Source organism: Pseudomonas sp. Arb-4-2C, from assembly GCF_055755015.1.
Genome location: NZ_CM146899.1, coordinates 485,839 through 499,726 on the forward strand (window position 1 = coordinate 485,839; position 13,888 = coordinate 499,726).

Here is a 13,888-nt window from a genome sequence, read left to right on the forward strand (position 1 = left end):
GCTTACATGACGACACATATTCAACGATCAGCGCTGCTGCCATACCCGGCGCAATTTCTTTATGACCTGGTCAACGACGTGGCGCGTTACCCGGAGTTTCTCCCTTGGTGTTCGTCTGCCGAGGTGCTGGAAAGCTCACCTGAGCATATGCGTGCCAGCGTCGGAGTGGCCAAGGGCGGTCTCAGTCAGCATTTCGTCACGCGCAACACGCTGGTGCCCGGGCAATCGATCGAAATGAATCTGGAAGAAGGTCCGTTCAATCAGTTGCACGGCGTCTGGGTGTTCAAGCCGCTGGGTGAAAAGGCCTGCAAGATCAGCCTTGATCTGTCGTTCGATTACGCCGGTCCGATAGTGCGCGCGACACTCGGCCCGTTGTTCAATCAGGCGGCGAATACGCTGGTGGATGCGTTTTGCCAGCGCGCCAAGCAGATGCATGGTTGAGCCGGTGATCGAGATAGAAGTGGTGTATGCCGCCGTGGATCGTCAGATCTTGCGCGCTGTCAGCCTCCCTGAAGGTACGACAGTGCGTGAGGCAGCGCTGAAATCCGGCATTGGGACTGAGTTCCCGGAGCTGGACTTGAGCGGGTGCCCGCTGGGGATCTTCGGCAAAGTGGTTGCTGATCCACAGATTCGCCCGATTCAGGCGGGGGAGCGCATCGAGATCTACCGGCCATTGCTGGCGGATCCGAAAGAGGTGCGACGCTTGCGGGCGGCCAAGGCTGCCGAGGCCAAAGCGCGAAATCAGTAGTTGGTCAAATCGCAGACAATAAAAAACCCGGAATTTCCGGGTTTTTTATTGCGTCGCAAATTATTGCGGCGAGGTGTCCAGTGGCTCAGGCGTCGGAACCGGAACGGTTTCAACACCGTCCACGTCCTTCTGGATCTGATCCAGCAAGGAGCCTGGTTTGGCTGGTTGTTCCGGCTTCGGCTTCTCGGCGTTCTCGGTAGCAGGCGCGGTCACGCTGGTGCCACTGTCCTTGCCCAGAATGGCTTCGTCACGGCTTACGCCCGGCATGAAGTCACCGGACAGGCTGACAAGCTGGTCGTTGGAGTTGAAGATAACACTCATGCGTTCCTGCTGACGTTCACCGCCACCAGGTTGCAGGCTGTACAGATAATCCCAGCGATCGGCATGGAACGTGTCGGTCAGCAGAGGGTTACCCATGATAAACCGTACTTGCCGACGGGTCATTCCCGGGCGTAACTGGTCTATCATGTCCTGCGTGACGACATTGCCCTGCTGGATGTCGATTTTGTAAACCCCGGGGAATGAACAACCGGCGAGTGCGAGCAGTCCCACAAAGGTGAAACTGGTTAGCAAGAGCTTGGTGTTTTGCATCGGTGGGCGACTTCCACTATCTTGGCTGGGACAACGTAAACGCCGATCATACCCGCATTAAGAGAAGCTGCGAAGCAGCATCGCGAGAAAGCTGACCATGGTTGAAAATAGCGAACTACGCAAAGCCGGCCTCAAAGTGACCCTGCCACGGGTCAAGATCCTGCAAATGCTCGACTCTACCGAGCAGCGTCACATGAGTGCCGAGGACGTCTACAAGGCGTTGATGGAAGCTGGCGAGGACGTCGGTCTGGCCACGGTTTACCGTGTTCTGACCCAGTTCGAAGCCGCTGGCCTCGTGGTCCGTCACAACTTCGACGGTGGCCACGCGGTATTCGAATTGGCTGATGGTGGACACCACGACCATATGGTCAACGTGGAAACCGGTGAAGTCGTCGAATTCGTCAGCCCGGAAATCGAAAAGCTTCAGAAGGCAATTGCCGAGGAGCACGGTGTTGATCTGGTAGATCACAATCTGGTGCTGTACGTACGCAAAAAAAAGTAAGCATGTCGCGCGAATTTCAGGTTCGCGAAACGAACGAAGGCGACCCAAGGGTCGCCTTCGTGCTTTCTGTTGTGCATGAAACCTGAGGTCAGGCCTTGGCGGTGACGACCATCTTTTTCGCGTGAGCCAAAGACTCTTTGGTCAGATCGATGCCACCCAGCATCCGCGCCACTTCCTCTATGCGGTCGTTCTTGCTCAGCTTGGACACGGCGGTGTGAGTTGCTTGCTCGCCGCGCACCTTGTGCACAAATAAATGCTGATGCCCCTGCGCCGCGACCTGCGGCAAGTGCGTCACGGTCAGTACCTGCCCGCGATCACCCAGGCGTCGCAACAACTGGCCGACAATCTCCGCCGTCGGCCCGCCAATGCCCACGTCCACTTCGTCGAATACCAGGGTCGGCACTCGCGAGGTCTGCGCGGTGATCACCTGAATCGCCAGACTGATCCGCGACAGCTCGCCACCGGATGCCACTTTGGCCAGGGCCTTCAGCGGTTGCCCGGGGTTGGCACTGACCAGCAACTCCACTTGTTCCAGGCCGTTGGGCAGCAGTTCGTCGCTGCTGTTGGCGCGCAGTTCGATAGTGAAACGGCCTCCCGGCATGCCCAGGCGCTGGATCTCTTGCTCCACGGCGCTGGCGAGGCTGCCGGATGCCTGATGACGCAAGTCGCTCAGTTCTCGTGCCTTCTCTTGATAATGGCGGGCATAAGAAGCCAGTTCTTCGCCCAGACGCTCGATGGATTCGTCATTGGCGTTGAGCGTTTCGATTTCATCCAGCAGCTTCTGCTGCATTTCACCGACCTCGGTCGGCTGGATCCGGTGTTTGCGCGCCAGGGTGTAGATCGCGTCGAGGCGTTCTTCCAGATATTGCAGGCGCGCCGGATCGGCATCGAAGTTATCGAGGAAACGATTGAGCTCGCCCACCGCTTCTTCGACCTGGATCTGGGCGCTGGTGAGCAGACTGCTGGCCTCGCCCAGTGCACCAATCGAGTTGTTCACGCTCGACAGGCGATTGAGGCTGGCGGTCAGCGCGTTCAGCACGTTGCCGGAGTCGCTCTCACTGCATTGCTCGACCACTTGTCGGCAAATGCCGAGCAGGGTTTCGGCGTTGGTCAGGTTTTTGTGTTCCTGCTCCAGCTGTTCCAGCTCGTTTTCGCCGAGGCCGAGGTTTTCCAGTTCTTCTAGCTGGTAGCTGAGCAATTGATGGCGAGCACGTTGTTCGTCGCCGGAATTGGAGAGTCGCTCCAGTTCCTGACGGGTTTGACGCCAGCGCTGAGCAGCCAGTTGAACCTGGCGCGCCAGATCGGTAGCACCGGCGTATTCATCGAGCAGGCGGCGATGGGTATCGGTCTTCAGCAGCGACTGGTGTTCGTGCTGGCTGTGGATATCGATCAGCAGTTCGCCGAGGGCCTTGAGGTCGCCGAGCGGGCAGGGGGTGCCGTTGATATAGCCGCGCGAACGTCCTTCGGCAGTGATGACCCGGCGCAGGATGCACGGGCCGTCATTTTCGAGGTCGCGCTCGGCCAGCCAGGCATGGGCTTCAGGAATGTCGACCAGATCGAAGGTGGCAAGGATGTCGGCCTTGTCGGCGCCCGGGCGAACCACGCCGCTGTCGGCGCGATCGCCGAGGGTCAGGCCCAGCGCGTCGAGCATGATCGACTTGCCGGCGCCGGTTTCCCCTGTGATCACGCTCATCCCGCGATCGAGTTCGAGATCGAGATGTTCAACGATGGCGTAGTTGTGTACGGACAGGTGCACCAGCATAAAGGCCGCTCCCAGGCTTTAGGTCTGGTTATTTATACAGTGTTTTGTTTCGGCCTGACAATGCCCTCGCTTAGCTCGATTTGCTTGATCCGATCAAATGCTTAGTCCGGCCGGGAATGACAATGCAGCACTTTTTTGTAGGGGTAATCATTGCAGGCCCTTGAAGCCTGATTTTACGGCCCCATATATCGGGGCAGAAGCGCGAGTCGAGCTCGCGGACGTAATTGAAAGGAGAATTCTATGGCTGACGAACAGACAGTAGATACGCAAAATCCAGAAGCCAATCAGGCGCCCGAGACTTCGGGTGACGACCTGGCGACCCGTGTACAAGTGCTCGAAGAGCAATTGGCCGCCGCGCAGGATCAGTCTCTGCGCGTAGCTGCCGATCTGCAGAACGTCCGCCGCCGTGCCGAGCAGGATGTTGAAAAGGCCCACAAGTTTGCCTTGGAAAAATTCGCCAGCGACTTGCTGCCGATCGTCGACAGCCTGGAGCGCGGCCTTGAGCTGTCGAACCCGGACGACGAAAGCATCCGTCCGATGCGTGAAGGCATCGAACTGACGCTGAAGATGTTCCACGACACCCTCAAGCGCTACCAGCTTGAAGCGATCGATCCGCATGGCGAGCCGTTCAACGCCGTTCACCATCAGGCGATGGCCATGCAGGAAAGTGCCGACGTAGAACCGAACAGCGTTCTGAAGGTGTTCCAGAAGGGCTATCAGCTCAACGGGCGCCTGTTGCGTCCGGCCATGGTTGTGGTGAGCAAGGCGCCGGCGCCAATTTCGCCTTCGATTGACGAGAAGGCTTGAAATTAGCCGCAAGGCCCCCATTTAGAAGTCAAGCGTTTAAGTATTACCGCAGTTAGCCACCACTGCTGCGGCAAAAAAATCCAAAGTTTCGGGAGAGTGAACATGGGCAAAATTATCGGTATCGACCTGGGGACTACCAACTCCTGCGTCTCCGTGCTGGAAAACGGCAAAGCCAAAGTTATTGAAAACGCTGAAGGCGCGCGCACCACGCCGTCGATCATCGCTTACGCCAACGATGGCGAAATCCTGGTAGGTCAGTCGGCCAAGCGTCAGGCAGTGACCAACCCGCACAACACCCTGTACGCAGTAAAGCGTCTGATCGGTCGTCGTTTCGACGAAGAAGTTGTGCAGAAAGACATCCAGATGGTCCCTTACAAGATCGTCAAGGCTGACAACAATGACGCCTGGGTAGAAGTGAACGGCCAGAAAATGGCGCCGCCACAAATCTCGGCTGAAATCCTGAAGAAGATGAAGAAGACCGCCGAAGACTATCTCGGCGAGCCAGTGACCGAAGCGGTAATCACCGTTCCGGCGTACTTCAACGACAGCCAGCGTCAGGCGACCAAAGACGCCGGCCGCATCGCGGGTCTGGACGTAAAACGTATCATCAACGAACCAACCGCAGCGGCTCTGGCTTACGGTATGGACAAGGCCAAGGGCGATCACACCGTGATCGTTTATGACCTGGGTGGCGGTACGTTCGACGTTTCCGTGATCGAGATCGCTGAAGTTGATGGCGAGCACCAGTTCGAAGTGTTGGCCACCAACGGTGACACGTTCCTGGGCGGTGAAGACTTCGACATTCGTCTGATCGACTACCTCGTTGACGAATTCAAGAAAGAAAGCGGCATGAACCTCAAGGGTGACCCGCTGGCCATGCAGCGCCTGAAAGAAGCCGCTGAGAAAGCCAAGATCGAGTTGTCGTCCGCTCAGTCGACCGACGTCAACCTGCCGTACATCACTGCAGATGCCACCGGTCCTAAGCACCTGAACGTGAAGATCTCGCGTGCCAAGCTCGAAGCTCTGGTTGAAGACCTGGTTCAGCGCACCATCGAACCTTGCCGCATCGCCATGAAAGACGCTGGCCTGGATGTTGGCGCGATCAACGACGTGATTCTGGTCGGTGGTCAGACTCGTATGCCGCTGGTACAGAAGCTGGTTACTGATTTCTTCGGTAAAGAAGCTCGTAAAGACGTTAACCCGGACGAAGCTGTTGCCATGGGTGCTGCAATCCAGGGCGCCGTTCTGGCGGGTGACGTGAAAGACGTTCTGCTGCTCGACGTCAGCCCGCTGACCCTGGGTATCGAAACCATGGGTGGCGTGATGACCGCGCTGATCGAGAAAAACACCACGATTCCTACCAAGAAATCGCAAGTGTTCTCGACTGCCGACGACAATCAGGGCGCCGTGACCATTCACGTCCTGCAAGGCGAGCGTAAGCAAGCTGCGCAGAACAAGTCCCTGGGCAAGTTCGATCTGGCCGACATTCCACCAGCTCCACGTGGCGTGCCACAGATCGAAGTGACCTTCGACATCGACGCCAACGGCATCCTGCATGTCGGCGCGAAAGACAAGGCAACCGGCAAGACCCAGTCGATCGTGATCAAGGCCAACTCCGGTCTGTCCGACGAAGAAATCGAGCGCATGGTGCGTGACGCCGAGGCCAATGCCGAGGAAGACCGCAAGTTCGAAGAGCTGGCCGCTGCCCGTAACCAGGGTGATGCACTGGTTCACTCGACTCGCAAAATGGTTGCTGACGCGGGCGACAAAGTCACCGCCGAAGAGAAGACCGCGATCGAAGCTGCTGTGGTTGCACTGGAAGCCGCTGTAAAAGGCGACGACAAGGCTGCCATCGAAGCCAAGGTTGAAGAGCTGTCGAAAGTCTCGGCACCGGTTGCCCAGAAGATGTACGCCGAACAGGCTCAGCCTGCCGAAGGCGCAGCGCCACACGACGAGAAGGCTGAAAAGGCTGACGACGTTGTTGATGCCGAGTTCGAAGAAGTAAAAGACCACAAGTAAGTTGTTGGTCGGCCGGTTGACTGCCTTTGGGCGGTGACTGGTAGGATGTCGCCGCGCGGGAGCTTGCTCCCGCGTTGGCGTATCTGGAATACGCGAATTTTTACAGCATGCGACAAGCCTCGCGTGTTGCTGGTATGGCCGGAAATGCTCCTGCTTTTCGCGCCGCAAGTACCGCATGAAACAAAGACCAGGATCGTTGAATTGACGTGAGTTGGGTCCGGGCCTGTATTGGGGCTCAACGAGTTTGGCCATCCTCAGGAGGGGTTTGCCGAACGTCCTCAAGAGTGCAAAAGACTTATGGCAAAGCGTGACTATTACGAAGTGTTGGGTGTTGAGCGTGGCTCAAGCGATGCAGACCTGAAAAAGGCTTACCGTCGCCTGGCGATGAAGCATCACCCTGACCGTAATCCCGATGACAAAGCGTCGGAAGAACTGTTCAAAGAGGCCAACGAGGCCTACGAAGTATTGTCCGACTCCAGCAAGCGTGCGGCGTACGATCAGTACGGCCATGCCGGTGTAGACCCGAGCATGGGTGGCGGCGGCGCCGGTTTCGGTGGGCAGAATTTCTCTGACATCTTTGGCGATGTCTTCAGTGATTTCTTCGGCGGCGGTCGCGGCGGTTCCCGTGGCGGCGCTCAGCGTGGCAGCGATTTGCGCTACACCCTGGAGCTGAATCTGGAAGAAGCGGTGCGCGGTACCACCGTGAATATCCGCGTCCCGACACTGGTCAACTGCAAGCCGTGCGATGGTTCGGGTGCGAAGAAAGGCTCGTCGCCATCGACTTGCCCGACGTGCGGCGGCATCGGTCAGGTGCGTATGCAACAAGGCTTCTTCTCGGTGCAGCAGACCTGCCCGCGCTGCCATGGCCAGGGCAAGATCATTTCCGACCCGTGCGATTCGTGCCACGGCGACGGCCGTGTCGAAGAGTACAAGACGCTGTCGGTGAAAGTGCCGGCTGGTGTTGATACCGGCGACCGCATTCGTCTGTCCGGCGAAGGTGAGGCGGGTACTCAAGGTGGCCCGACTGGCGACCTGTACGTTGTGATCAACGTGCGCGAACACGACATCTTCCAGCGTGATGGCAAGCATCTGTTTTGCGAAGTGCCGATCAGCTTTGTGGATGCGGCGCTGGGCGGCGAGCTGGAAATTCCGACCCTCGACGGTCGCGTCAAACTGAAAATCCCCGAAGGCACCCAGACCGGCAAGCAGTTCCGTGTGCGCGGTAAAGGCGTGGCGCCGGTACGTGGTGGTGGTGCGGGCGATCTGATGTGTCGCGTCGCGGTCGAGACCCCGGTCAACCTGAACCGTCGCCAGCGCGAATTGCTCGAAGAATTCCGCAGCTCGCTGGCGGACGACAACAGTCACTCGCCGAAAACCACCGGTTGGTTCGATGGCGTGAAGCGCTTCTTCGGCGATCTGTAAGGAGTCGGCATGCGACGTATAGCTGTGATGGGCGCCGCCGGGCGCATGGGCAAGATTCTGGTCGAGGCCGTGCAACAGCGCGCGCCGTTGACTGGCCTGACCGCTGCGATCGTTCGTCCCGGCAGTACGCTGATCGGGGTGGACGCCGGTGAACTGGCTTCATTGGGGCGCATCGGGGTGCCGTTGTCCGGCAATCTGGAATCGGTGGCGGAAGAGTTCGACGTATTGATCGACTTCACCCTGCCGGAAGTCATGCTGAAAAACCTCGCGTTCTGTCGCAAGGCCGGCAAGGCCATGGTCATCGGCACCACTGGGCTGGACACGGCGCAGAAGCAGTTGCTGGCAGAGGCGGGCAAGGATATTCCGATCGTCTTCGCGGCCAACTTCAGCGTTGGGGTCAACCTGTCGCTCAAGCTGCTCGAGATGACTGCTCGGGTGCTGGGTGATGATGCCGACATCGAGATTATCGAAGCGCATCACCGGCACAAGATCGATGCTCCGTCGGGCACGGCATTGCGCATGGGCGAAGTAATCGCCGAGGCGCTGGATCGTGATCTGCAGAAAGTCGCAGTCTACGGTCGTGAAGGCCACACCGGTGCGCGCGAGCGCGAAACCATCGGTTTCGCCACTGTTCGCGGTGGTGATGTGGTCGGTGATCACACCGTGCTGTTCGCCTGCGAAGGCGAGCGCCTGGAGATCACGCACAAGGCTTCCAGTCGCATGACGTTCGCCAAGGGCGCGGTGCGTGCGGCGTTGTGGCTGGATGCTCGCGAGCCAGGTCTGTATGACATGCAGGACGTGCTCGAACTGCATTGATTGACTGTTTTACCCAGCGCAAACGCCCTGTTTGCGCTGGTTTTTCTTCGCCGCGCGACGCCCTGTCGCATTCTCCGGCCTTTTAGGCTCTTTAGCGGTGGACCAAAAAAGCCTTTTTCTGTAAGCTACAGCTTTAGTGTGTCCACTAAAAGCGCGCAGAATAATTCAGTGAAGAAGCGGGGTGACGTGTCCATACGTCACTCCGCTTTTTTACAACCTGCGATCGCCCTTTCATGCGTTATTTACGGGAGGTCTTCTTGACTAAGCCAGCCATACTTGCCCTTGCTGATGGCAGCATTTTTCGCGGCGAAGCCATTGGAGCCGACGGTCAAACCGTTGGTGAGGTGGTGTTCAACACCGCAATGACCGGCTATCAGGAAATCCTTACCGATCCTTCCTACGCCCAACAGATCGTTACCCTGACTTACCCGCACATCGGCAATACCGGCACCACGCCGGAAGACGCCGAGTCTGACCGCGTATGGTCCGCTGGCCTGGTCATCCGTGACCTGCCGCTGGTAGCGAGCAACTGGCGTAACACGATGTCCCTGTCCGATTACCTGAAAGCCAACAATGTTGTGGCGATCGCTGGTATCGACACTCGCCGCCTGACTCGCATCCTGCGCGAAAAAGGCGCACAGAACGGCTGCATCATGGCCGGCGACAACATCTCCGAAGAAGCGGCAATCGCCGCGGCGCAAGGCTTCCCTGGCCTGAAGGGCATGGATCTGGCAAAAGTCGTCAGCACCAAGACCCAATACGAATGGCGCTCGACTGTCTGGGATCTGAAGACCGACAGCCACGCGACCATCGAAGCCTCCGAGCTGCCATACCACGTGGTTGCCTACGACTACGGCGTCAAGGTCAACATCCTGCGCATGCTGGTCGAGCGCGGCTGCCGCGTTACCGTGGTGCCAGCCCAGACTCCGGCCGCCGATGTGCTGGCGCTGAAGCCGGACGGCGTGTTCCTGTCCAACGGCCCGGGTGACCCGGAGCCTTGCGACTACGCGATCAAGGCGATCAAGGAAGTGCTGGAAACCGAAATTCCGGTGTTCGGCATCTGCCTCGGCCACCAACTGCTGGCCCTGGCCTCCGGCGCCAAGACCCTGAAAATGGGCCACGGTCACCACGGTGCGAACCACCCGGTGCAGGATCTGGACACGGGTGTCGTGATGATCACCAGCCAGAACCATGGTTTTGCGGTAGACGAAGAAACCCTGCCCGCCAACGTTCGCGCGATTCACAAATCGCTGTTCGACGGCACCCTGCAGGGCATCGAGCGCACCGACAAGAGCGCGTTCAGCTTCCAGGGCCACCCTGAAGCGAGCCCGGGCCCGAACGATGTCGCGCCACTGTTCGACCGCTTCATCAACGAGATGGCCAAGCGACGCTAAGCGTTCGTCTTGAGACTGTAGAGAGAAGCCCTCGAGGGCGGCCCCGGCACCGGCGGCCCCTTCGAGACTTCAGAAATCGATCAAGACGGCTTGCCGACTGACCTGCGGATTTGAGTGACAAACCCATGCCAAAACGTACAGACATTAAAAGCATCCTGATTCTCGGCGCTGGCCCGATCGTTATCGGCCAGGCCTGCGAATTCGACTACTCCGGCGCCCAGGCTTGCAAAGCCCTGCGCGAAGAGGGTTATCGCGTCATCCTGGTGAACTCCAACCCGGCCACCATCATGACCGACCCGGACATGGCCGACGCCACGTACATCGAGCCGATCAAGTGGCAGACTGTTGCCAAGATCATCGAAAAAGAGCGTCCGGATGCGGTGCTGCCAACCATGGGCGGCCAGACCGCTCTGAACTGCGCCCTGGACCTGGAGCGCGAAGGCGTTCTGGAAAAGTTCGGCGTAGAAATGATCGGCGCCAACGCCGACACCATCGACAAGGCTGAAGACCGTTCGCGTTTCGACAAGGCGATGAAATCCATCGGCCTGGCGTGCCCGCGTTCCGGTATCGCCCACAGCATGGAAGAGGCCAACGCGGTCCTCGAGACCCTGGGCTTCCCATGCATCATCCGTCCGTCCTTCACCATGGGTGGCACCGGTGGCGGTATCGCTTACAACCGTGAAGAGTTCGAAGAAATCTGCGCCCGTGGTCTGGACCTGTCGCCGACCAAAGAGCTGCTGATCGACGAATCGCTGATTGGCTGGAAAGAATATGAAATGGAAGTTGTCCGCGACAAAAAGGACAACTGCATCATCGTCTGCTCGATTGAAAACTTCGACCCGATGGGCGTGCACACCGGTGACTCGATCACCGTGGCTCCAGCGCAGACCCTGACCGACAAGGAATACCAGATCCTGCGTAACGCCTCCCTGGCGGTACTGCGCGAGATCGGCGTCGAGACCGGCGGTTCCAACGTTCAATTCGGTATCTGCCCGAACACTGGCCGCATGGTCGTGATCGAGATGAACCCGCGCGTATCGCGTTCCTCGGCGCTGGCTTCGAAAGCCACCGGTTTCCCGATCGCCAAAGTCGCCGCCAAGCTGGCGGTGGGCTACACCCTCGACGAACTGTCGAACGACATCACCGGCGGCAAGACCCCGGCGTCCTTCGAACCGTCGATCGACTACGTCGTGACCAAGCTGCCACGTTTCGCCTTCGAGAAATTCGCCAAGGCTGACGCGCGCCTGACCACCCAGATGAAGTCGGTGGGTGAAGTCATGGCCATCGGTCGCACCTTCCAGGAATCCCTGCAGAAAGCCCTGCGCGGTCTGGAAGTCGGTGTTTGCGGTCTGGACGAGAAGCTCGACCTGAGCAACCCGGAAAGCATGAGCGTGCTCAAGCGTGAGCTGACCGTGCCGGGCGCCGAGCGTATCTGGTACGTGGCGGACGCGTTCCGCGCCGGCATGACCGTCGAAGAAATCTTCGGCATGAACATGATTGACCCGTGGTTCCTGGTACAGATCGAAGATCTGATCAAGGACGAAGAGAAGGTCAAGACCCTCGGTCTGTCCGCTATCGACCGCGACCTGATGTACAAGCTCAAGCGCAAAGGCTTCTCCGATCAGCGTCTGGCCAAGCTGCTGGGTGTGACCGAGAAGAACCTGCGTACTCACCGTCAAAAGCTGGAAGTGTTCCCGGTCTACAAGCGCGTTGACACCTGTGCTGCCGAGTTCGCCACCGACACCGCTTACCTCTACTCGACTTACGAGGAAGAGTGCGAAGCAGCGCCGTCCGGTCGCGACAAGATCATGATTCTGGGTGGCGGTCCGAACCGTATCGGCCAGGGCATCGAGTTCGACTACTGCTGTGTGCACGCAGCCCTCGCACTGCGCGAAGACGGTTACGAGACCATCATGGTCAACTGCAACCCGGAAACCGTTTCCACCGACTACGACACTTCCGACCGTCTGTACTTCGAGCCGGTGACTCTGGAAGACGTGCTGGAAATCTGCCGTGTAGAGAAGCCGAAAGGCGTGATCGTCCAGTACGGCGGCCAGACTCCGCTGAAACTGGCTCGTGCCCTTGAAGCTGCGGGCGTGCCAATCATCGGCACCAGCCCGGACGCAATCGACCGCGCCGAAGACCGTGAGCGCTTCCAGCAAATGGTTGAGCGCCTGAACCTGCGTCAGCCGCCAAACGCCACCGTGCGCAGCGAAGACGAAGCTGTTCGTGCTGCCGCCAAAATCGGTTATCCGCTGGTGGTGCGCCCGTCCTACGTACTGGGCGGCCGCGCGATGGAAATCGTTTACAAGGAAGACGAACTCAAGCGTTACCTGCGTGACGCGGTGCAAGTGTCCAACGACAGCCCGGTGCTGCTCGATCACTTCCTCAACTGCGCCATCGAGATGGACGTGGATGCGGTATGCGACGGCAAAGATGTGGTGATCGGCGCGATCATGCAGCACATCGAGCAAGCGGGCGTTCACTCCGGTGACTCCGCGTGCTCGCTGCCACCCTACTCGCTGCCGGCGCACATCCAGGACGAGATGCGCGAACAGGTCAAGAAAATGGCCCTGGAACTGGGCGTTGTCGGCCTGATGAACGTACAGTTGGCGCTGCAAGGCGAAGACATCTACGTCATCGAAGTCAACCCGCGCGCTTCCCGTACCGTACCGTTTGTGTCCAAGTGCATCGGTGTGTCCCTGGCAATGATCGCCGCTCGCGTCATGGCCGGTAAGACCCTGAAGGAAATCGGCTTCACCAAGGAAATCATCCCGAACTTCTACAGCGTGAAAGAGGCGGTGTTCCCGTTCGCCAAATTCCCTGGCGTTGACCCGATCCTCGGCCCAGAGATGAAGTCCACCGGTGAAGTGATGGGCGTCGGCGACACCTTCGGTGAAGCGTTCGCCAAGGCCCAGATGGGCGCGAGCGAAGTGCTGCCGACCGGCGGTACCGCGTTCATCAGCGTGCGTGACGACGATAAACCACTGGTTGCAGGCGTGGCCCGTGATCTGATCAACTTGGGCTTCGAAGTGGTCGCCACTGCCGGTACTGCCAAGCTGATCGAAGCCGCAGGCCTGAAAGTGCGCCGCGTGAACAAGGTGACCGAGGGTCGTCCGCACGTGGTCGACATGATCAAGAATGACGAAGTCACCCTGATCATCAACACCACTGAAGGTCGTCAGTCGATTGCTGATTCCTACTCCATTCGTCGCAATGCCCTGCAGCACAAGATTTACTGCACTACCACCATTGCGGCGGGCGAAGCTATCTGTGAAGCGCTGAAGTTCGGTCCCGAGAAGACCGTGCGCCGCTTGCAGGATCTACACGCAGGATTGAAGGCATGATCAAATACCCAATGACCGTCCAGGGCGCGAAAGCCCTGGAAGAAGAACACGCTCATCTGACCAAGGTCGTTCGTCCGAAGCTCAGCCAGGACATCGGTACGGCTCGCGAGTTGGGTGACCTGAAGGAAAACGCCGAATACCATGCCGCCCGCGAACAGCAGGGCATGGTAGAGGCGCGGATTCGTGACATCGAAGGCCGGATTCAGAATCAGGTCATCATCGACGTCACGACTATTCCTCATACCGGCAAGGTGATCTTCGGTACAACCGTCGAAATCGCCAACGTCGAGACTGATGAGTCCGTGACTTACCACATCGTGGGTGAGGACGAGGCTGACTTCAAACTCGGCAAGATTTCGGTTGGCTCGCCTCTGGCCCGTGCCTTGATCGGCAAGGAAGAGGGCGATGTAGTCGCCGTGAAAACGCCAAGCGGCGTTATCGAGTACGAGATTGTCGAAGTCCGTCACATCTGAAAGAGGG

General features: G+C 58.7%; 12 protein-coding genes. 10 read left to right on the plus strand and 2 right to left on the minus strand.

Annotated elements, in window-relative coordinates; translation table 11 throughout:
• The first annotated feature begins 6 nt into the window (after positions 1 to 6).
• Together AC0J41_RS02075 and AC0J41_RS02080 are read left to right on the plus strand one after the other, a co-directional pair.
• Positions 7 to 441: a type II toxin-antitoxin system RatA family toxin gene (locus AC0J41_RS02075; protein WP_025110465.1), complete on the plus strand. Its 435-nt coding sequence runs from the start codon at positions 7 to 9 to the stop codon at positions 439 to 441.
• Positions 434 to 748 (plus strand): RnfH family protein, encoded by a 315-nt coding sequence (locus AC0J41_RS02080; RefSeq protein ID WP_473014444.1) that lies wholly within the window; start codon positions 434 to 436, stop codon positions 746 to 748. The genes AC0J41_RS02075 and AC0J41_RS02080 overlap by 8 nt, the downstream gene beginning before the upstream one ends.
• A 60-nt stretch (positions 749 to 808) precedes the next feature.
• On the opposite strand, the gene AC0J41_RS02085 is transcribed toward AC0J41_RS02080, so the two are convergent.
• Entirely contained in the window at positions 809 to 1,339 is a 531-nt protein-coding gene (locus tag AC0J41_RS02085; protein WP_102358335.1) for an outer membrane protein assembly factor BamE, read from the minus strand.
• A gap of 97 nt (positions 1,340 to 1,436) precedes the next feature.
• Here AC0J41_RS02085 and fur point away from each other — a divergent pair, with 97 nt between their 5' ends.
• Complete coding sequence (fur, locus tag AC0J41_RS02090) at positions 1,437 to 1,841, plus strand: ferric iron uptake transcriptional regulator (protein WP_003221515.1); 405 nt, start codon at positions 1,437 to 1,439, stop codon at positions 1,839 to 1,841.
• A gap of 88 nt (positions 1,842 to 1,929) precedes the next feature.
• Here the strand turns inward: fur and recN are convergent, their stop codons facing one another.
• Positions 1,930 to 3,603 (minus strand): DNA repair protein RecN, encoded by a 1,674-nt coding sequence (gene recN / locus AC0J41_RS02095; RefSeq protein ID WP_025110462.1) that lies wholly within the window; start codon positions 3,601 to 3,603, stop codon positions 1,930 to 1,932.
• A 240-nt stretch (positions 3,604 to 3,843) separates the two neighbouring features.
• Here recN and grpE point away from each other — a divergent pair, with 240 nt between their 5' ends.
• The 7 genes from grpE (at position 3,844) to greA (ending at position 13,881) form a co-directional block, all read left to right on the plus strand.
• Positions 3,844 to 4,410 (plus strand): nucleotide exchange factor GrpE, encoded by a 567-nt coding sequence (grpE, locus tag AC0J41_RS02100; protein WP_025110461.1) that lies wholly within the window; start codon positions 3,844 to 3,846, stop codon positions 4,408 to 4,410.
• A 102-nt stretch (positions 4,411 to 4,512) separates the two neighbouring features.
• A complete protein-coding gene (dnaK, locus tag AC0J41_RS02105) occupies positions 4,513 to 6,429 on the plus strand; it encodes a molecular chaperone DnaK (RefSeq protein ID WP_025110460.1) in 1,917 nt (638 codons plus the stop codon).
• A gap of 297 nt (positions 6,430 to 6,726) precedes the next feature.
• Positions 6,727 to 7,851: a molecular chaperone DnaJ gene (dnaJ, locus tag AC0J41_RS02110; RefSeq protein WP_003221522.1), complete on the plus strand. Its 1,125-nt coding sequence runs from the start codon at positions 6,727 to 6,729 to the stop codon at positions 7,849 to 7,851.
• A gap of 9 nt (positions 7,852 to 7,860) precedes the next feature.
• Positions 7,861 to 8,667, plus strand: coding sequence for a 4-hydroxy-tetrahydrodipicolinate reductase (dapB, locus tag AC0J41_RS02115; RefSeq protein WP_473014445.1), 807 nt, complete (start codon positions 7,861 to 7,863; stop codon positions 8,665 to 8,667).
• 257 nt (positions 8,668 to 8,924) lie between these two features.
• Positions 8,925 to 10,061, plus strand: a complete 1,137-nt coding sequence (carA, locus tag AC0J41_RS02120; RefSeq protein ID WP_007953761.1) for a glutamine-hydrolyzing carbamoyl-phosphate synthase small subunit — start codon at positions 8,925 to 8,927, stop codon at positions 10,059 to 10,061.
• A gap of 125 nt (positions 10,062 to 10,186) precedes the next feature.
• Complete coding sequence (gene carB / locus AC0J41_RS02125) at positions 10,187 to 13,408, plus strand: carbamoyl-phosphate synthase large subunit (RefSeq protein WP_025110458.1); 3,222 nt, start codon at positions 10,187 to 10,189, stop codon at positions 13,406 to 13,408.
• On the plus strand, positions 13,405 to 13,881 hold the full coding sequence (gene greA, locus AC0J41_RS02130) for a transcription elongation factor GreA (RefSeq protein ID WP_003221530.1): 477 nt from the start codon (positions 13,405 to 13,407) through the stop codon (positions 13,879 to 13,881). The genes carB and greA overlap by 4 nt, the downstream gene beginning before the upstream one ends.
• Positions 13,882 to 13,888 lie beyond the last annotated feature (7 nt).

Bases quoted from the DNA above. Each gene is read 5' to 3' on its own strand.
- AC0J41_RS02075 (WP_025110465.1), top strand. From the start codon at position 7: ATGACGACACATATTCAACGATCAGCGCTGCTGCCATACCCGGCGCAA.
- AC0J41_RS02080 (WP_473014444.1), top strand. From the start codon at position 434: ATGGTTGAGCCGGTGATCGAGATAGAAGTGGTGTATGCCGCCGTGGAT.
- AC0J41_RS02085 (WP_102358335.1), bottom strand. From the start codon at position 1,339: ATGCAAAACACCAAGCTCTTGCTAACCAGTTTCACCTTTGTGGGACTG.
- fur (WP_003221515.1), top strand. From the start codon at position 1,437: ATGGTTGAAAATAGCGAACTACGCAAAGCCGGCCTCAAAGTGACCCTG.
- recN (WP_025110462.1), bottom strand. From the start codon at position 3,603: ATGCTGGTGCACCTGTCCGTACACAACTACGCCATCGTTGAACATCTC.
- grpE (WP_025110461.1), top strand. From the start codon at position 3,844: ATGGCTGACGAACAGACAGTAGATACGCAAAATCCAGAAGCCAATCAG.
- dnaK (WP_025110460.1), top strand. From the start codon at position 4,513: ATGGGCAAAATTATCGGTATCGACCTGGGGACTACCAACTCCTGCGTC.
- dnaJ (WP_003221522.1), top strand. From the start codon at position 6,727: ATGGCAAAGCGTGACTATTACGAAGTGTTGGGTGTTGAGCGTGGCTCA.
- dapB (WP_473014445.1), top strand. From the start codon at position 7,861: ATGCGACGTATAGCTGTGATGGGCGCCGCCGGGCGCATGGGCAAGATT.
- carB (WP_025110458.1), top strand. From the start codon at position 10,187: ATGCCAAAACGTACAGACATTAAAAGCATCCTGATTCTCGGCGCTGGC.
- greA (WP_003221530.1), top strand. From the start codon at position 13,405: ATGATCAAATACCCAATGACCGTCCAGGGCGCGAAAGCCCTGGAAGAA.